This is a genomic window from Pseudomonas sp. PDM22, assembly GCF_014851965.1.
Classification (GTDB): Bacteria; Pseudomonadota; Gammaproteobacteria; order Pseudomonadales; family Pseudomonadaceae; genus Pseudomonas.
The window spans coordinates 34761-53152 of sequence record NZ_JACVAR010000011.1 but is presented as its reverse complement, the minus strand read 5'-3'; the positions used below and the strand labels follow the sequence as shown (position 1 = coordinate 53152).

General features: G+C 66.0%; 18 protein-coding genes. 5 read left to right on the top strand and 13 right to left on the bottom strand.

What is annotated here, in order from left to right:
• Positions 1–118 precede the first annotated feature (118 nt).
• Complete coding sequence (locus tag IB255_RS28875) at positions 119–487, top strand: PilZ domain-containing protein (RefSeq protein ID WP_081520072.1); 369 nt, start codon at positions 119–121, stop codon at positions 485–487.
• Between the two features lie 68 nt (positions 488–555).
• Here the strand turns inward: IB255_RS28875 and radA are convergent, their stop codons facing one another.
• The 3 genes from radA to IB255_RS28860 all read right to left on the bottom strand — a co-directional run bounded on the left by radA (position 556) and on the right by IB255_RS28860 (position 2696).
• Complete coding sequence (gene radA / locus IB255_RS28870; RefSeq protein WP_081520071.1) at positions 556–1935, bottom strand: DNA repair protein RadA; 1380 nt, start codon at positions 1933–1935, stop codon at positions 556–558.
• Between the two features lie 199 nt (positions 1936–2134).
• Entirely contained in the window at positions 2135–2377 is a 243-nt protein-coding gene (locus IB255_RS28865; RefSeq protein ID WP_081520070.1) for a hypothetical protein, read from the bottom strand.
• A gap of 76 nt (positions 2378–2453) precedes the next feature.
• Positions 2454–2696 carry a YdcH family protein gene (locus IB255_RS28860; RefSeq protein WP_081520069.1) on the bottom strand — a complete coding sequence of 81 codons (243 nt, stop codon included), beginning with the start codon at positions 2694–2696 and terminating at the stop codon, positions 2454–2456.
• 182 nt (positions 2697–2878) lie between these two features.
• Here IB255_RS28860 and mscL point away from each other — a divergent pair, with 182 nt between their 5' ends.
• Complete coding sequence (gene mscL / locus IB255_RS28855) at positions 2879–3295, top strand: large-conductance mechanosensitive channel protein MscL (RefSeq protein ID WP_045216609.1); 417 nt, start codon at positions 2879–2881, stop codon at positions 3293–3295.
• A gap of 36 nt (positions 3296–3331) precedes the next feature.
• Here mscL and IB255_RS28850 read toward each other — a convergent pair whose 3' ends face one another.
• From IB255_RS28850 to IB255_RS28840, 3 genes are all read right to left on the bottom strand, one after another.
• Entirely contained in the window at positions 3332–4882 is a 1551-nt protein-coding gene (locus IB255_RS28850) for a TerC family protein (protein WP_192211220.1), read from the bottom strand.
• A gap of 229 nt (positions 4883–5111) precedes the next feature.
• A complete protein-coding gene (locus tag IB255_RS28845; RefSeq protein ID WP_081520067.1) occupies positions 5112–5888 on the bottom strand; it encodes a ferredoxin--NADP reductase in 777 nt (258 codons plus the stop codon).
• Positions 5889–6008: 120 nt separating this feature from the next.
• Positions 6009–7001 carry a TRAP transporter substrate-binding protein gene (locus IB255_RS28840; protein WP_081520066.1) on the bottom strand — a complete coding sequence of 331 codons (993 nt, stop codon included), beginning with the start codon at positions 6999–7001 and terminating at the stop codon, positions 6009–6011.
• A gap of 337 nt (positions 7002–7338) precedes the next feature.
• On the opposite strand from IB255_RS28840, the gene IB255_RS28835 reads away from it, so the two are divergent.
• Positions 7339–8463, top strand: coding sequence for a methyltransferase (locus IB255_RS28835; protein WP_081520065.1), 1125 nt, complete (start codon positions 7339–7341; stop codon positions 8461–8463).
• Between the two features lie 65 nt (positions 8464–8528).
• A complete protein-coding gene (locus tag IB255_RS28830) occupies positions 8529–9389 on the top strand; it encodes an alpha/beta fold hydrolase (RefSeq protein WP_081520064.1) in 861 nt (286 codons plus the stop codon).
• A gap of 100 nt (positions 9390–9489) precedes the next feature.
• Here the strand turns inward: IB255_RS28830 and IB255_RS28825 are convergent, their stop codons facing one another.
• From IB255_RS28825 to IB255_RS28805, 5 genes are read right to left on the bottom strand one after another with little or no spacing between them, the layout of a single operon-like run.
• A complete protein-coding gene (locus IB255_RS28825) occupies positions 9490–10056 on the bottom strand; it encodes an NTP transferase domain-containing protein (RefSeq protein WP_192211219.1) in 567 nt (188 codons plus the stop codon).
• Positions 10053–11024, bottom strand: coding sequence for an XdhC family protein (locus IB255_RS28820; protein ID WP_192211218.1), 972 nt, complete (start codon positions 11022–11024; stop codon positions 10053–10055). Before IB255_RS28820 ends, IB255_RS28825 begins: the two co-directional genes overlap by 4 nt.
• 3 nt (positions 11025–11027) lie before the next feature.
• Positions 11028–12239, bottom strand: a complete 1212-nt coding sequence (locus IB255_RS28815) for a cytochrome c (RefSeq protein WP_192211217.1) — start codon at positions 12237–12239, stop codon at positions 11028–11030.
• A gap of 2 nt (positions 12240–12241) precedes the next feature.
• Entirely contained in the window at positions 12242–12781 is a 540-nt protein-coding gene (locus tag IB255_RS28810; protein WP_192211216.1) for a (2Fe-2S)-binding protein, read from the bottom strand.
• Entirely contained in the window at positions 12774–15605 is a 2832-nt protein-coding gene (locus tag IB255_RS28805; protein ID WP_192211215.1) for a xanthine dehydrogenase family protein molybdopterin-binding subunit, read from the bottom strand. Before IB255_RS28805 ends, IB255_RS28810 begins: the two co-directional genes overlap by 8 nt.
• A 321-nt stretch (positions 15606–15926) precedes the next feature.
• Here IB255_RS28805 and IB255_RS28800 point away from each other — a divergent pair, with 321 nt between their 5' ends.
• Positions 15927–17138 (top strand): MFS transporter, encoded by a 1212-nt coding sequence (locus tag IB255_RS28800; protein WP_151188407.1) that lies wholly within the window; start codon positions 15927–15929, stop codon positions 17136–17138.
• An 83-nt stretch (positions 17139–17221) separates the two neighbouring features.
• Here IB255_RS28800 and IB255_RS28795 read toward each other — a convergent pair whose 3' ends face one another.
• Both IB255_RS28795 and cydB read right to left on the bottom strand, forming a co-directional pair.
• A complete protein-coding gene (locus IB255_RS28795) occupies positions 17222–17371 on the bottom strand; it encodes a DUF2474 domain-containing protein (RefSeq protein ID WP_081520058.1) in 150 nt (49 codons plus the stop codon).
• A gap of 11 nt (positions 17372–17382) precedes the next feature.
• Positions 17383–18390: a cytochrome d ubiquinol oxidase subunit II gene (cydB, locus tag IB255_RS28790; protein ID WP_138214178.1), complete on the bottom strand. Its 1008-nt coding sequence runs from the start codon at positions 18388–18390 to the stop codon at positions 17383–17385.
• Positions 18391–18392: the final 2 nt, after the last annotated feature.

The following is an 18392-nucleotide window of genomic DNA, read 5'->3' as shown; positions in this document are numbered from 1 at the left end:
CTGTCAAACCCGTGCGGGCTGTGTCTGACGGACGAAACATCAGCAATCGGTGTACGACGCGTCGGCAATGGCTTGCGTCTATAGTGAGGCGAAGCAGAAACGGCCGGAGAGCCACGACATGACTGACGATCACGACGAGCGCCGGCGCTTCCAGCGCATCGCCTTCGACGCCGGCACCGAGATCAGCCAGGGCGACCAGCGCTGGAAGGTGACGCTGCTCGACCTGTCCCTGCAGGGCCTGCTGGTGCAGCGGCCGGAACACTGGAGCATCGTCGCGCAGGAACCGGTGCAGGTGCGCATCTACCTGGGCTTCGACGTCAACGTCTATATGGAGGCCGACCTCGCCTGGGAGCGCGAAGGCCTGCTGGGCTTCAACTGCCGGCACATCGACCTGGATTCCATCAGCCACCTGCGGCGCCTGGTGGAGCTGAACCTGGGTGACGAGTCACTGCTGGAGCGGGAGCTGACGCTGCTCAGCGAACACTGAAACTCCCTGCAGGAGCGCCTCATGGGCGTGAACGCGGGCTTGGCCCGCTCCTGCAGGAGCACGACGATCTATTCGAACAACGCATCCAGCGCCTGCTCCAGGCGCGTCACGGCGATCACCTGCAGGCCGGGCGGCGATTCCTTCGGCGCGTTGCCCTTGGGCACGATCGCGCGCTTGAAGCCGTGCTTGGCCGCTTCCTTCAGACGTTCCTGGCCGCTGGGCACCGGGCGCACCTCGCCGGACAGGCCGACCTCGCCGAACACCAGCAACTGGTGATCCAGCGGGCGGTTGCGCAGGCTGGACATCACCGCCGCCATCAGCGCCAGGTCCGACGCCGTCTCCAGAACCTTCACACCGCCGACCACGTTGAGGAACACATCCTGGTCGTAGGTCGGGATGCCGCCGTGGCGGTGCAGCACCGCCAGCAGCATGGCCAGCCGATTCTGGTCCAGGCCCAGGGTCACGCGGCGCGGGTTGGCCAGGTGACTGGTGTCCACCAGCGCCTGCACCTCCACCAGCATCGGCCGCGAGCCTTCCCAGGTGGCCATGACCACGCTGCCCGGCACCGATTCCTGGGCGCGGGTGAGGAAGATGGCCGACGGGTTGGAAACCTCCTTCAGACCACGGTCGGTCATGGCGAACACGCCCAGCTCGTTCACCGCGCCGAAGCGGTTCTTCACCGCCCGCAGCAGGCGCAGGCGGCCGTCGGATTCACCCTCGAAATACAGCACGGTATCGACCATGTGCTCCAGCACACGCGGGCCGGCCAGGGAGCCTTCCTTGGTGACGTGGCCGACCAGGAAGATCGCCGTGCCGCTCTGCTTGGCGAAACGCACCAGCAGCGCCGCACTTTCGCGCACCTGAGCGACGCCGCCGGGTGCGGATTGCAGCTGTTCGGTGAAGATGGTCTGGATCGAGTCGATCACCATTACCTTGGGCTGCTCCTGGCGCGCCGTGGCGATGATGGTCTCGATGCAGGTCTCGGTCATGACCTTGAGCTTGTCCTCGGGCAGGCCCAGGCGGCGGGCGCGCATGGCGACCTGCTGCTGGGATTCCTCACCCGTGACATAGAGCGCCGGCAGGCGCGTCGCGATGTTGCAGAGGGTCTGCAGGAGGATGGTGGACTTGCCGATGCCGGGGTCGCCGCCGATCAGCACCACCGAGCCGTCGACCAGGCCGCCGCCCAGGGCGCGGTCCAGCTCCGCCGAGGCGGTGGAGAAGCGCGGCATTTCCTCGACGCTGACTTCGGCGAGGGTCTTGATGTTGGCCTGCTGGCCGGCCCAGCCGCCACGGCCGGAGGAGCTGCTGGCCGAGCCGCCGGTGGGGGTGGTGTCGATGACGGTTTCGACCAGGGTGTTCCAGGCGCCGCAATCAGGGCATTGACCGGCCCATTTCGGGTAGGTGGCGCCGCACTCGGTGCAGCCGTACATGCGCTTGGCCTTGGCCATGGGGGACTTCCGTCGAATGCAAAGTCCCCATCATAAGCCAATCGGGTGGAGCGGTTCAGAACCTATTTACGGTCTCGCGAGCTAGAGCAGAAGTGCGCTGAAATCGGTTGAGGGAGCGGAGTTTACACGCAGTAAATGAGCCCCCCGAGGCCGATTTCAGCGCGGTTCTGCCGACGCGCAGCAGGCCGTAGACAGGTTCTTAGCTCGCCAGGCGGCGATACTGACTTTCCATATCGTGCTTGAGGCTTTCGCGGCGCATCAGCAGCGAGGCCAGGGTGCAGTCGGGGCGTTCGATGCCCTCTTCCACACGACCGATGCGCTGGTCCAGCAGCTCGTACTGCAGCTTCAGGCGGACCAGGCGCTCCTGGGCGCGCAGGGCTTCGGCGTTGCGTTTGGGGAGCTTGGTGACGGACTTGCCAGAGGACGAAAGGGCTTTACGCATGGCGGTGGCACCGGTTGGAAAGAGATGACGGGAGCCTACGCCTCGCGCAGGCGGCCACCCTTGACTCTGGTCAAGCTCAACCGGATCGCTTGAGCAGGTCGGAAATCTCGTCCTTCAGCGCCACGCGCTGCAGCTTGAGGGAGTTGAGGGCGAGGTCGTCCATCGCCTGGCGGCCGTCCTCGATGTCGTAGATCTTCTTGTCCAGCTCCTCGTAGCTGGCGGCCATGCGGGTGAAGTTCGCGTCCTTCCCGTGCAAGCGGGTCATCAGGGCCTTCTGGTCGGGGAATTCGCGGGACAGGGGATGATGCTCGAGCGGCATGGCGGGCCTCCTTGTTGGATGCGTTGGAGTGGATGGCTTGCCCGATAAGCCTAGACCACGGCGCGATGCCGCCCACCGCCGCCGGTCATACCGTTGGAATTGACCGCGCACGGGGTGTTCAGACGGCGACGGGCCGCTAAACTGCGCCTGTCCCCTCTTTTTGCGTAACAAGGAGTCTGTGCATGAGTCTGCTCAACGAATTCAAGGCCTTCGCGGTCAAGGGCAACGTGGTCGACATGGCCGTCGGTATCATCATCGGCGCGGCGTTCGGCAAGATCGTCTCGTCCTTCGTCGGTGACGTGATCATGCCGCCCATTGGCCTGCTGATCGGTGGCATGGACTTCTCCGACCTCGCGATCACGCTCAAGGCCGCCGAGGGCCAGACGCCGGCGGTGATGCTGGCCTACGGCAAATTCATTCAGACCTGCCTGGACTTCATCATCGTGGCCTTCGCCATCTTCATGGGCGTGAAGGCCATCAACAAACTCAAGCGTGAAGAGGCCGTGGAGCCCAGCGCCCCGCCGGTGCCGAGCGCTGAGGAAACCCTGCTGACCGAGATCCGCGACCTGCTCAAGCAGCAGAACAACCGCGCTCCTTGAGCAGATCGCTGACCGGGCCGGGGGCGGCCCCTGACGTCAGTCCGGCGGCGTCAGCAGCACGCGGCCAATGCGCCGCTCGCTGACGTCCGTCACTTCCAGGCGCCAGCCGCCCAGCTCCAGCGTGTCACCCATGGCCGGCAAGCGGCCAAGGTGCTTGAGCGCCAGCCCGCCGAGGGTCTGGTACTCCGCCGTCGGGCGGGCGTGGAAGCCGACCCGCTCGGCCAGCGCCGACAGCGTTACGGCACCGTCCACCCGATAAGCGCCCTCCTCCGCCTCGATGTCCGTACCGGACACCTCGCTGGCGTCCGGCAGTTCACCGGCAATCGCCTCCAGCACGTCGGTCATGCTCAGCATGCCCTCGAAGCCACCGAACTCGTTGACCACGAAGGCCAGGTGGGTCGAGGCCTCACGCATCAGCTCCAGCGCGCCCAGCACCGTACTGCTGTCCGGCAGGCTCAGCGGCTCGCGCAGCAGCGGCAGGATGTCCAGCTCACGGCCCTGCAACAGGGCAGAGAACAGCTCCTTCTTGTGCACATAGCCCAGCGGCTCGTCGATGTTGCCTTCGCGGATCACCAGCAGGCGCGAGTAAGGCGACTCCAGCAGCGCGCGGCGGATGTTCTCCGGGCTGTCGGCTACGTCCACGCGGTGTACGCGCTGGCGGTCGATCATCACGGCCTTGACCGGACGCTCGGCCAGGCCCAGCACACCGCTGATCATCACCCGCTCACGGCGGTGGAACGGCGCGTCGCCGCCATCGTCCGGGCCCACCAGGTCGGCGATGTCTTCGCCCACTTCGTCGGCATCAACCTTGCCGCCCATCAGGCGCAGCACGGCGTGGGCGGTCCGCTGGCGCAGGCCACGCTGGCCGCGCTGGCTCTTCTGGCGCTTCCAGCGCACCAGTTGGTTGGCCATCTCGATCAGCAGGCTGAAGCCGATGGCGGCGTACAGGTAGCCTTTCGGGATGTGGAAGCCCAGGCCTTCGGCCGTCAGGCTGAAACCGATCATCAACAGGAAGCCCAGGCACAGCATGATCACCGTCGGGTGTTCGTTGACGAAGCGGGTCAGCGGCTTGCTGGCCACCATCATCAGGCCGATGGAGAAGATGACCGCGATCATCATCACTTCCAGCTGCTCGACCATGCCCACGGCGGTGATCACCGCGTCGAGGGAGAACACCGCGTCCAGCACCACGATCTGCGCGACCACCGGCCAGAAGGCGGCGTAGACACGCTTGCCGTTGGAGGTGTGCACGCGGCCTTCGAGGCGTTCATGCAGCTCCAGCGTCGCCTTGAACAACAGGAACAGACCACCGAACAGCATGATCAGGTCGCGGCCGGAGAAGGACTTGCCAAACACCTCGATCAGCGGCTCGGTGAGCGTGACCAGCCAGGAAATGCTCGCCAGCAGGCCCAGGCGCATCAGCAGCGCCAGCGACAGGCCGATCAGCCGCGCGCGGTCGCGCAGGTGCGGCGGCAGCTTGTCCGCGAGGATCGCGATGAAGACCAGGTTATCGATGCCGAGCACCAGCTCGAGCAGGATCAGGGTGAGCAGGCCGAGCCAGGCCGTGGGGTCCATCAACCATTCCATGTCGAACGACCTCGCTGGGCGCGCGCCATGACAGGCTGGGAAGGCTTATCCGCGAACGCGGGTGCCGGGGGAGGTTCGCCGAACGCCGGCTCTACAGGGGTAGCGACCGGGGCCGGCGTTGTACTTTGACTGTCCATAAGGTCCGAAAAAAGGGAAACGGACGCTTATCCTAAGGGCAAAGCCCTGCGGCCCTAAGGGGACAATCTTTTCAAAATCTATCGGGCCGAACTTACCAATAGTTTTCCACGGCGATCTGGCCGGGCTTGCGCGTCAGCGCCAGGCTCATGCCACGTGCCTTCAGCACGGCACGAGTGTCCTCGATCATCTGCGGGTTGCCGCAGAGCATCACCCGCGAATGTTCCGGGGTGAGCTCCAGACCGGCGGCGCGCTCCAGCTCGCCGTTCTCGATCAGCGTGGTGATCCGCGCGTTCAGGCAACCGGGCACCTGTTCGCGGGTGACCACCGGGATGAACTGCAGCTTGTGGATATGTTCGGCCAGATGCTCCATCGCGCCGAAGCTGGCGATCAGCTCGCGGTAGGCCAGTTCCTTTTCCTCGCGGGCGCTGTAGACCAGCTTGATGGTCTCAAAGCGTTCCCACACCTCGAAGTCCTGCAGGATCGACAGGAACGGCGCCAGGCCGGTGCCGGTGGAGAGCAGCCAGAGGTCGCGGCCATCGGGGAAACGGTCGAGGGTGAGGAAGCCGAAGGCCTGGCGATCCACCAGCAACTGGTCGCCGACGCGCAGGCGACTGAGCTCGCTGGTGAATTCACCGCCGGGAACGACGATGGAGAAGAACTCGAGGAAGTCGTCGTGGGGCGCCGAAACCATCGAGTAGGCGCGCCAGACGATGCTGCCGCTGGGCTTGTACACGCCCAGGCGGGCGAACTGCCCGGCGCGGAAGCGGTAGCCGCTGTCGCGGGTGGTGCGCAGGGTGAACAGGCTCGGGGTGAGCGTCTGCACCTCCACCAGGGTCTGGCGGGTGAACTTCTCTTCGCTGGCGGTCATCGTCCGCTCCTTTGCAGGCAACGACCCATTTTCCCGTATTCCCGGCGCGAGAAACACCCGCAAGGCTTGTGGCTATCCGGGGAGATCGCCACAAGCCTGCTCTGGATCAGTCCCTGTGGATCAATGCTTGCGGTTCACCACCTGGGCGGCGCGCAGCACGTCGGTGCCGATCTCACCCTCGAACTGCTTCCACAGCGGCTGCATGGCGGTGCGCCAGGCTTCGCGCTCGGCCGGGGTCAGGGCGACGATGCGCGCCTTGCCGTTAGCGACGACGTGCTCGCGCTCCTTCTGGTTCAGCGCTTCGGCGTCCTTGTTCACCTCGACGGTGACTTCTTCGATGATGCTTTCCAGCTGGGTGCGCACCGGGTAGGGCATGCTGTTCCAGAACTTCTGGTTGCTGATCACCATGTAGCTGAGCACACCGTGGTTGGTCTCGGTGATGAACGGCTGGGCGCTGTCGAGCTTCTGGCTGCCGATGTTCGACCAGGTGTTCTCGGTGCCCTGCACCTTGCCGTCCTGCAGCGCCTTGAGGGTCTCGGCGAAGGGCATCTTCACCGCCGTGGCATCGAGCAGGCCGAACTGGGCGTTGATCACCGAAGACGGCTGGATGCGGAAGGCCAGGCCCTTGGCATCGGCCGGCGCGCGCAGTTCGCGGTTGGCCGAGAGCTGCTTCATGCCATTGTTCCAGTAGGCCAGGCCGTAGATGCCCGAGCGCGCCATGGAGTGCAGCAGTTCGCGGCTCTTGTCGCGCTTCTGGAAGCGCTTCACCGCTTCCAGGTCGTCGAACAGGAACGGCAGGTCAAAGACTTCCAGCTGCTTGGTGTAGCCCTCGAACTTCGACAGCGACGGCGCCAGCATCTGCACCTTGCCGTCCTGCAGCGCCTGCAGTTCGTCGGCATCGCCGAACAGCGTGGAGTTGGGGAACACCTCGACCTTCACCTGGCCGGCCAGGCGCTCTTCCACCAGTTTCTTGAACAGCAGCGCGCCACGGCCCTTGGGCGTTTCATCGGCGACGACGTGGGAGAACTTGATGACGATGGGCTCTTCGGCGAAGGCCGGTTGAGCCACGAGGAAAAGGGCGGACAAGGCCACCCCGAGCAACGACTGGTACATCGATATCCTTATGCAATGGCAATAGCCCGGCGCGCGAACGACTGTCGCGTGTCGAGGATTCGTGAAGACTTGGAAGAGTGGCCGTCGGTCGGCGGAGCGCAGCTCCGGGATCGGGCCCTACCGGGTCGCATGGACCGCCCGGTTATTATTGGGAAGCCGCCGCGCAGACGAAGGCGGGGCGGATAGGTCATAATTTTTCGGTATAACGCTGGCCCGCACAAGCCATTGCGAGTCAACCACGTCTCAATTTAATGACAAAATCGTTGCAATAGGCCACCACTCATTGCCAACGAAGCAGCACCTCTATCTCAGCCATTTCCGTCGTTTCGAGAGTCCCATGCCCGTCCTCGCCAGCCCCTTCGCCCAGCTCGACCTGGTCCGCCACCCCGAACAGCGCGAAGACCCGCTGCAGGCCTTCGATGCGGCCGACGAGTACCTGCTCGCGCATCTCCACGAGCAAGGCGTCGGCGCGGACAGCCGCGTGCTAGTGATCAACGACAGCTTCGGCGCCCTCGCCGCCAGCCTCGCGCCCCATGTGCGCCTGACCAGCAGCGGCGACTCGCACCTGGGCTTTATCGCCCTCGAGCGCAACCTCGAACGCAACGGCCTCACCGACGCGCCGCTGAGCTTCGTGCCCGCCAGCGAGACGCCGCAAGGCCCGTTCGATCACGTACTGATCCGCGTGCCCAAGACCCTCGCGCTGCTGGAGGAACAGCTGATCCGTCTGCACGACCAGCTCGCGCCGGGCGCCAAAGTCGTCGCTGCCGGCATGATCAAGCACCTGCCGCGTGCCGCCGGCGACCTGCTGGAAAAGTACATCGGCCCGATGCAGGCTTCGCTCGCCGTGAAGAAAGCCCGCCTGCTGGTGGCGACGGCCGAAGCGCGCCCCACGCCCTCCTCGCCCTACCCGAGTCGCTACCGCCTGGACAAACCGGCGCTGACGCTGCTGAACCACGCCAACGTGTTCTGCCGTGAAGGCCTGGACATCGGCACCCGCGCCTTCCTCCCGCACCTGCCGCAAGTGCACCACGCAGTGCGCGCGGCGGACCTGGGCTGCGGCAACGGCGTGCTGGGCATCGCCTTCGCCCTGCTCAATCCGCAGGCCGAGCTGACGCTGGTGGACGAGTCGTACATGGCCGTGCAGTCCGCGCGGGAGAACTGGCAGGCCGCCCTGGGCGACCGCTCGGTGGACATCCACCCCGACGATGGCCTCGCCAGCCAGGCCACCGACTCTCTGGACCTGATCCTGTGCAACCCGCCCTTCCACCAGCAGCAGGTGGTCGGTGACTTCCTCGCCTGGCGCATGTTCCAGCAGGCCCGCGCCGCGCTGGTCACCGGCGGCGAGCTGTGGATCGTCGGCAACCGCCACCTGGGCTACCACGCCAAGCTCAAGCGCCTGTTCCGCGGCGTCGAGCAGGTGGCGGCAAATCCGAAATTCGTGGTGCTGAAAGCGACCAAATAAGCTGTCGGGATTGCTCCGGCCCGCGCGCCGGAGCAGCATGGATCGCCCCCACACGGAAGCGCGCCATGACCGCACAAGAAGCCGCCCTCCTCCCGGAATTGATCCGTACCGCCGACGGCGTCGATCTCGCCTTGCGCCGAGTCGGCCCGGCAGATGGCATTCCCGTCGTGCTGACCCACGGCACCTTCTCCAACCACCGCAGTTGCCTGGGCCTGGCCAACTATCTGGGCAGCCAGGGCATCGCCTGCTGGCTGTTCGATTGGCGCGGCCATGGCGACAGCGGACGCAACGACTTTGTGCACAGCTTCGACGACGTGGCCGAGCAAGACGTGCCGGCGATTCTCGATGCGGTAAGCCAGCGCACAGGGCAAACGGCGCTGCACTGGGTGGGCCACTCCGGCGGCGGGCTGATCGTCTCGATGTGGGCGGCGCGCCATCCTGAACTGGCGCAACGACGGTTGCGCTCGCTGGTGCTGATCGGTTCGCAGGCCACGGCGGCGGGAGCCAGCCTGCGGCACTGGCTGGCGCTCCAGGCGTTTGACTGGATGCTGCGCTGGAGACGCATCGCGCCCAGCCGCGCTAAGAGCGTCGGCCCCGAGGCGGAAAGCGCCCGGCTGATGCGCCAGTGGTGCCAGTGGAATTTCCGCCGGCGATTCGATTCGCTGGAAGGCTTCGACTATCTCGCTGGGTTAGGCAGCGTCGAGCTGCCGGTGCTGGGCGTGGCGGGCAGCGGCGATACCTTCATCGCGCCGCTCGCGGGTTGTGAGGCGCTGGTGCAGGCCTTTGGAGGGGCAGAAGCGAAGCTGGAGCTGTTCGGGCTGGCAACCGGTGCGCGGGAGGATTACAGCCATAACCGCCTACTGCTGTCGCGCAATGCCAGCCTGGAAGTCTGGCCGCGCATCGGGCAGTGGTTGGCGCAGCACTGAGAGCTGTCGCTTGGGTGTCGCAGGGGTTCGCGAGCAAGCTCGCTCCTACAGTCTGACGCCGGCGTTTCCCCTGTAGGAGCGAGCTTGCTCGCGAACCAGGTCAGGAACGCAGGGCGGCCGGCGTGTCGACGTCGCGCAGCACGCCTGCGTCAGTAACTTCCAGGGTGATGCCACGCTCGCGGTGCGCCTGAACCACGGTGCGCGCGCCCTCATCGCCAGAGAGACGTGAAAGTTCAGGCCAGAATTCACGGCCGAACAGCACGGGATGACCACGCTGGCCTTCGTGAAGCGGGAAGAGAATGGTCGAGGCGCTCGCCGCGTCGGATAACGCCCGCAGCGTTTGCGCAGCAATCCACGGCATGTCGCCGAGCAGGATGGCCACGGCCTCAGCCCGAGAGTCACTCAGCGATGCCGCCCCAGCCGCCAGACTGTGCCCCATGCCCAACGCTGCGTCCGGGCTGTGGATAACCCGGCAGCCGGCGGGCAGGCCGAAATCCTCCGCCCGCTCGCCGTCACGCAGTACCACCCGTACTTCATCGAACACCACCTGCGCACGTTCGACGCTATGCGCCAGCAGGCTGCGCCCGTCGGGCAAGGTCGCGCGGCGCTTGTCCGCGCCAAAGCGCGAGCCCTGGCCGGCGGCCAGGACCAGCGCCACGACCGTCACAGCGCCTCGCGGGCGATGCCGCTGCGGGTGCGCAGGATGTCGGCGAGCACGGCCAGGGCGATTTCCGCCGGGGTCTTGCTGCCGAGGTTGAGGCCGATGGGGGCATGCACGCGCGCCAGGTCGGCGTCGCTCAGGCCACCGATGCGGTGCAGGCGCTCGCGGCGCTTGTCGGACGTGGTGCGCGAGCCCATCACGCCGATGTAGAAGGCCTCGGTGCGCACGGCTTCGAGCATCGCCAGGTCGTCGATCTTCGGGTCATGGGTCAGGGCGACCACCGCGGTGTCCGCGTGGCAGCCGCCGTTGGCGATGAAGATCGACGGCAGCTCGCGGCGGATTTCGATGCCGTCCAGCACCACGCCATCCAGCGCCTCTTCGCGGGGATCACAGAGAATCACCTCGAAGCCCAGGCCCTTGCCGAATTCCGCGCAGAAGTGCGCGACGCTGGAGTAACCCGCCAGCAGCAAGCGCTGCGCAGCACCGACGCGCAGACGCACGCGGGCTTCGTCGCGTTCGACCCGCGGGCCGTGCTCGTAGTCATCGCTCAGGCGGCGACTGCCGTCCTGCAGGTTCACTTCGCGCAGCAGGCGGCGCTGGCCGAGCAGCGCCGATTCCAGTTCGCGCAGGTGGGCCTGCACGTCGCAATCGGGCGCGAGGTTCTCCACCAGTACGTCGAGAATGCCGCCGCAGGGCAGGCGGATGTTCGTGCGGGTGTCGGTGCCGTCGCCGTAGCGCACGACGACTACCGGCTCGCTGAACTCGCCCTCGGCGACGCGTTCGAGGAAGTCATCCTCGACGCAGCCCCCGGAGAGCGAACCCACCCACTGGCCGCTGGCGTTGACCGCCAGCAGCGAGCCCGGCGCGCGGGGCGCCGAGCCGTAGGTGAAGAGCACGCTGCACAGCCACACGCGCTGCCCGGCGTTGGACCACTGGAGCGCCTGCCGGACTACTTGCAGATCGAGATGCTGCACGACTCACTCCGCCTTGAGTTGAGCGACCTGTTGTACGCCCATGTCACCCGGCAAGCCACCCCAGGCCTGACGCAGGTAGTTGATCAGGTCGGTGAGCTGCTCGTCATTGAGCTTGTCAGCGAAGCCCGGCATCGGTTGCATGCGCTCGAAGCCGGTGAACTGCTGCTCGCGGATGCCCTCGACAATGACCTTGGCCAGGTTGCGCGAATCGGCCAGGCGCAGGGTGGTGTTGCCCTGCATGGCCACTGCGATGTGCGGCTTGCCCTCGCCGTCGTTGCCGTGACAGCCGGCGCAGACGTTGAGGTACTGCTGGCGGCCGCGCTTGGCGCTGTCGCTGAGCTTGTCCTCGGTCACGGCCTGGACCACCTTGGCCTGCGGCGGCTGTTCGCCGAGCAGGTAGGCGGACATGGCAGCGAGGTCCTCGTCAGCCAGGTGCTGGGTGCTCAGGTGCATCACCGGGAACATCTCGTTGAACATGCTGCCCTGCGGGCTCATGCCGTGCTTGAGGAAGCCGGTGAGGTCGGCACTGGTCCAGCCGCGCTCGGCCAGGTCCTGGGCCAGCAGGCTCGGGGCGCTGTAGCCGTTGAGCAGGCCGCCGGTGAGGCGCTTGTCCTGCTGCAGGGCGCCGATCTGGTTACGCGGGGTGTGGCACTCGCCACAGTGGCCGAGCACTTCCACCAGGTATTGCCCGCGCTGGTACGCCGCGCTCTTGCCCTCGGCATTCTCCAGCTGGACGCTCTTGCCGTAGAGCATGTTCCAGCCCGACAGCCCCATGCGCACGTTGAACGGGAAGCTCAGGCTGGTTTCGGGCGCGGCGCGGTGCACTGGCGTCTGGCTCATCAGGTAGGCATAGAGGGCGTCGCTGTCCTCGCGCTTGATGAGGTGGTACGAGGTGTAGGGCATGGCCGGGTAGAGATTGGCCCCATCCTTGCGCTTGCCTTGGGTGACGGCGGCGAAGAAGTCGTCGGCGCTGTAGTTGCCGATGCCGAACTCCTTGTCCGGGGTGATGTTGCTGCCGTAGATGGTGCCGAACGGCGAGTGGATCGGCAGGCCGCCGGCGAACGGCGCGCCGCCTTCGGCAGTGTGGCAGGCCATGCAGTCGGCGGCGCGGGAGACGTACTCGCCGCGCTTGATCAGGTCCTGGTCAGCCGCCTGGGCAGCGACCGCAAGGCCGAGGCCGGCAGCCAGCGTGAGGCCGGAAAGAATGCGCTGCATGCTTAGCCCTCCCTGACCAGGCCGAGATCGGTCAGCACTTCACGGGTAGCGTCGTAGTAACGCACGTACCCGGTGCAGCGACAGATGTGGTGGCCGAGGCTCGCCTCGATGGTCGATTCCAGTTCGCTCTTCTTCAGCGGCTGGCGCTGGGCCTTTTCCACCAGCACGGTGGCGGCGTTGACGAAGCCCGGTGCGCAGTAGCTGCACTGGAAGGCGAAGCGGTCGACGAACTTCTGCTGGATCGGGTTCAGTTCCTTCACCGAACCGTCTTCCTCACGCTTGGCGTGGCCCTCGATAGTGCGCACCTTCTTGCCTTCGAAGTAGTGCGCGCCGGTGATGCAGGTGCGCACTTCCTCGCTGGTGCCGTCGGGGTTGTCGACGATCACCACGCAGGCATGGCAGATGCCCTGGCCGCAGCCCAGGCGCGAACCGGTGAGGTTCTGGTATTCGTGCAGGTAGTCGATCATCGGCAGGTCCTCGGGAACCTCGACCGGGCCGACGGTTTGACCATTCAAGGTCAGGTTGAGCGGACGGTTAGCCATGGAGGGCCTCCTTGATGCGAGCGGGGGTGATGGGCAGGTCGCGGACACGCTTGCCGATGGCATGGGCCACGGCGTTGCTGATGGCGCCGACCACCGGGATCATCACCACTTCGGCGATGCCCTTGGACGGGTCGCTGGGCGAGAGCGGCGGAAGGATTTCCGAGCTCTGCTGCCAGACGGCCACGTCCTTCGCTTTCGGGAGACGGTAGCGGTTGAAGTTCCAGTCGCCCTCGCCCGGGCCACCCTCGTACAGCGGCATGTCTTCGAGCAGCGCATGGCCGATGCCCATGGCGGTGCCGCCTTCGATCTGCCCTTTCACCAGTTCCGGCACCAGCACGCGGCCGCACTCGATCCAGCTGTGGTGGTTGAGTACGCTGACTTCGCCGTTGCCCTTGTTCACCTTCAGTTCGACGATGGTCGCCACCGGGCTGTAGTAGGTCACCGCGGCGTTGTTCAACTGCACCGGCGGATAGGCCACGTTCTGGCGGTCCAGCAGGTGGAAGCCGGCGCTGTTCATCTGCGCCTTCTTCACGCCGGGAGCGCCGTCGCCGTATTTCACCGCCAGGGCGTCCAGCGGCAGGCGGTCGCGCACGCCGTCGATGACGTAATCGCACTCCGCCCAGCTCCAGCGGTTGAAGCCGTGGACGGTGGCACCGGTGACCAGGCCCTTGTCGTGGGCCACCTGGGCCAGTTCGGCGAACGACAGCGGCTGCAGGCCGTTGGCGGTGAGCTTGCCGTCGACCCAGTGGGCATCTTCGCGGCGCACCACCAGCGGGTTGGCCGCGCCGTTGAACGGGCCGCGACGCCAGATTTCCAGGGCCGCCGGCCACAGGCCGTGGTTGAACAGCACGCGCGCCGCTTCACGGGTGGCGTGGCTGAAGTAGTAGGCCGAGTTGGTCGCCGACGACGCCGAAGCGTACTTGCCGACCCAGCGCGGGTTGCGCAGCTTCTCGTCCTGAGTGGGCTGGCTCATGGTGTAGGGATCTTCGCCGCTGAGCAGCTGAAGTTCCGGCCACTCGGTCTCGGCGGTCTTCATCTCGTCCGCCGGTTTGCCGAGGAAGTCGGCCACCACCAGCGCCTGGGAGGTGGACATGCCGGTGCCGATCTCGATGCCGATATGGCGCATGTGCACCTTGCCCTGGGCATCGAACTCGATGCTCGCCATGGGCGCTTCGGAGCCGGTGCCGAAGTCCTTCTGGCAGATGGCGAAGCCAACGCCGTACCAGTGATCCGGGTCCTTGGTGTCCATCTCTTTCTTGCGCGCGTCGCGGGTCTTCCACCACTCGTGGGCGGCAGCCTTGTCGAGGATCTCGTGCAGGCGCAGGGCGCCGGCAGGAATCGCGCCCTGGGTGTTCTTCATGCCGGACTTGAGCGCGTTGACGCGGCGCAGCTCGATGGCGTCTACGCCCAGGCGACCAGCGATCTCGTCCACCATCATCTCGGTGGCGGCCATGCTCTGCAGGGTGCCGTAGCCACGCATGGAACCGGCCTCGACGGCGCGGGAATGGTAGGCGGTCACCTGCAGGTCGTTCTGCGGCATGTAGTAGATCGACTGCGCAGCGGTGGCGCCTACGGCGGCCACGGACGGGCTGTAGTTGATGCGGCCGCCGCCGTCCACGCTCATCTCGGTGCGGAAGATCTTGAAGGTCATGTCCTTCTTGTCCACCGCCAGCTGGTAGCGAATGTCGAACGGGTGACGCTTGATGCCGCTCTGGAACTGCTCGTAGCGGTCATTGGCCAGGCGCACCGGCACACCGTTGCCGTACAGCGCAGCCAGGGCCGCGTAGTAGACGAAGATGTTGTGGTCCTTGGAGCCATAACCCACGGTGTAGCCGGGGTGCATGTTCAGCTTGGCCAGGCCGAAGCGCGACGGGGCGATCATGTGCGCCGTCTCGAAGGCGGCTTCGAACGGGCACTGGGTGGCGACCACGAAGTGCAGCGTTTTGCTCGCCGGGTCGTACCAGCCGTTGCCGTTGTCCGGCTCCATGGCGGCCGGCTCGATGGAGGGGGTCTTGTAGCGTTCGTCGAAGACCAGCCAGTTCTCCGGCGGGTTGTCGATCTGCTCCTTGATCTTCTGCGCGTAGAACAGGCCCTGCTCGGTGAGATCACCGTGCTGGTTGGGCTGCTGGTTCCACACCGGTTTGCGCTCGCGGATCATCGGGAAGAGGATCGAGTCCTTGAGGCTGGAGAACTCGTCCGGATCGGCCGAGGTTGCGCCGCCGACGCGCACATAGCGGAAGCTGCCGTAGGGATCGCCCTGGTACAGCGGGGCCTGCGCGCCGTAGCGGATCGCCTTGTCGTTGAACTTCATCTTCAGCTTGGCCTGACGGAAGCGCTCGAAGTCATTCCAGATCAGGATGGCCACCGGGTGGCCGATGAACATCGGCACCTTGCCGCGCGGCAGCAGCGGGTCCGGGGCGTGGGCTTCGGGGAAGACGATGCCGTCCTTGTCCAGGTCCTCGGCGGTGACGATGCGGTCGGGCTGCAACTCGGCGCCCAGCCAGGCAAGGTCGATGCCGTCGAAGATGCGGTCGGCCTTGATGGTCTTGAGCAGCATGGCGTGGCCCTGCTGCTGCGGCCAGCCGGGCATGTCCTTGGAACGGATGTCGCGGGCGAACACCTTGTTGCCGCAGACCTTGGACAGCGCGTCGTTACGGAAACGCGCCTTGCCGTCGTGGCCCATCCACTGCTGGGGGGAGACGGTGACGGAGTTTTCCATCAGGGCAGCGAAAGCCCGGCTGCCGAGCGGCGCCATGGTCACGCTGACACCGGCAATCAGCCCGCCTTGGAGGAAGGCGCGCCGGGAAATATCACGGTTGGACATGGTTCATCCTCTGGACGGTGAAGGCCCGCCCATGTCGTTTTTTCTGTGCTGGAGAGAGTTCGGAGGGCGCGGAATCGCGGGCGCCTCGAGGATGGCGCCGAAGGAAAGATCCTGCAGGAAAACCTGACTCTTCTGTCAACTTTAACGCACCTCAATAGTGCGAAGCAAAGTCAATCGGGCGGCTTGTCGCGGCGATGAAAATTTTAGTCGACCGGTCGAGACTATTCGCCAATTGCGGGTTTCGCCGACGACAGGCGCAAAAGTGTTACAGCGTGCTACGCTGCGCAGCCCTTGCTTAGCCCCCTAACGAAAGCACTTTCCATGACCGCCGAAGCCACGTCCCTGCTGCGTCACCGCCCCTTCCTCGCCTTCTGGCTCGCGCGCGTCTGCACCGCCAGCGCCTTCCAGATGATCACCGTGGCCATCGGCTGGCACATCTACGAGCTGACCCATAACGTGCTCGACCTGGGCCTGGTGGGCTTGGTGGAGTTCACCCCGCGGGTGCTGTTCATGCTGCACACCGGGCACGTCGCCGACCGCTACGACCGTCGGCGCATCGCCTCGCTGTGCCAGATCGGCCAGGGCCTGATCGCTGTCGCGCTGGTGATTGGCGCCAGCACCGACAACGTGACCCGCGAGATGATCTTCGTGATGGCCTTCCTGCTGGGCACCGCACGGGCCTTCGAGATGCCGACCACCCAGGCGCTGCTGCCGAACATCGTGCCCACCGCGCTGTTCCCCCGCGCCGTGGCGGCGTCCGCTTCGGCGATGCAGGCGGCGACCATCGCGGCTCCGGCCTTCGGCGGTTTCCTTTATGCCTTCGGCGCCTTCTGGGTCTACACGCCCACCGCGGTGCTGTACTTCATCGCCTGCGCCCTGGTGCTCACCCTGCCCAAGCGCCAGGCGCCGGCAGCTCAGGGCAAGGCGACCCTGGAATCGCTGCTGGCCGGCATTCGCTTCATCCGCAGCCGCCCGGACATCTTCGGCGCCATCTCCCTGGACCTGTTCGCCGTGCTGCTGGGCGGCGCCACCGCGCTGCTACCGGTGTTTGCCAAGGACATCCTGCTCACCGGTCCCTGGGGCCTGGGCCTGTTGCGTTCGGCCCCGGCGGTGGGTGCGCTGCTGATGTCGTTCTGGCTGGCGCGCTTCCCCATCGAGCGCAATGTCGGGCGGATCATGTTCCTCGCCGTCGGTATCTTCGGCGTCGCCACCATCGCCTTCGGCCTGTCGACCTCCTTCTGGCTTTCCCTGGCGGTGCTGGTGGTGCTGGGCGCGGCGGACATGATCAGCATGGTCATCCGTGGCGCCTTCGTGCAGCTGGAAACCCCGGACGAGATGCGCGGCCGGGTCAGCGCGGTAAACGGCCTGTTCATCGGTGCCTCGAACCAGCTGGGCGAGTTCGAGTCCGGCCTCACCGCCCACTGGCTCGGCACCGTGCCGGCGGTGGTGCTCGGCGGCGTCGGCACGCTGGTCGTCACCGGCGCATGGATGAAACTGTTCCCCACCCTGGCCAGGCGCGACAAATTGCACTGAAAAAAATCCCCCGCTGGAAGCACCAGCGAGGGATGTGGGAACGGGCGCTGCGAGCAGCGCCCGGATGGGATCGATTGCGCGAACTAGTGCGGTGTGCCCAGCCCCGCCGCGCTCATGAACAGGCGCATCAGCCAGGCCGCGATACCCAGGCCGGCGACGCTCAGCGCCCAGATCAGCACCAGCCAGCCCAGCCGCTTGCGCAGCGGCGCCTTCTGCGGTTCCTCGTGAGTCATGCTGCGCACCTCTAGTGGTAGCCGTCGCCGTGCTTCACCTTGCCGCGGAACACGTAGTAGCTCCACGCGGTGTAGACGAGGATGAAGGGGATGATGAACAACGCGCCCACCAGCATGAAGCCCAGGCTCTGCGGCGGCGCCGCGGCGTCCCAGATCGACATCGACGGCGGGATGATGTTCGGCCACAGGCTGATGCCCAGCCCGCTGTAGCCGAGGAAGATCAGCGCCAGGGTGAGCAGGAATGGCTTCACATGGTCATTGCGCGCCACCGAGCGCAGCAGGCCGTAGAAGGTCAGCAGCACCAGCAGCGGCACCGGCAGGAACCAGAACAGGTTCGGCAGGCTGAACCAGCGCTGGGCGATGTCCTCGTGGGCCAGCGGAGTCCACAGGCTGACGATGCCGATGATTGCGAGCAGCACCAGCGCCAGCGGTTTGGCCAGGTCATGCATGCGTTCCTGCAGGCGACCTTCGGTCTTCATGATCAGCCAGGTGCAGCCCAGGAGGGTGTAGGCCACCACCAGGCCGAGGCCGCAGAATAGCGGGAACGGCGCCAGCCAGTCCAGCGAGCCGCCGGCGAAGGCACGGTTTTCCACCGGGATACCTTCGATGAAAGCACCCAGCGCCACGCCCTGGAAGAAGGTCGCTACCAGCGAGCCGATGATGAACGACTTGTCCCACAGGTGACGCTTGTTCGCCCGCGCCTTGAAGCGGAACTCGAAGGCCACGCCGCGGAAGATCAGCCCGACGAGCATCAGGATCAGCGGCAGGTACAGCGCCGAGAGCACGGCCGAATAGGCCACCGGGAAGGCGCCGAACAACGCCGCGCCGCCCAGCACCAGCCAGGTCTCGTTGCCGTCCCAGACCGGCGCGACGGTGTTCATCATCACGTCGCGGTCGCCTTCGTCCTTGAAGAACGGGTAGAGCATGCCTATCCCCAGGTCGAACCCGTCCATCACCACGTACATCATCACGCCGAAGATGATGATGATCGCCCAGATCAGCGGAAGATCGATTCCCATGG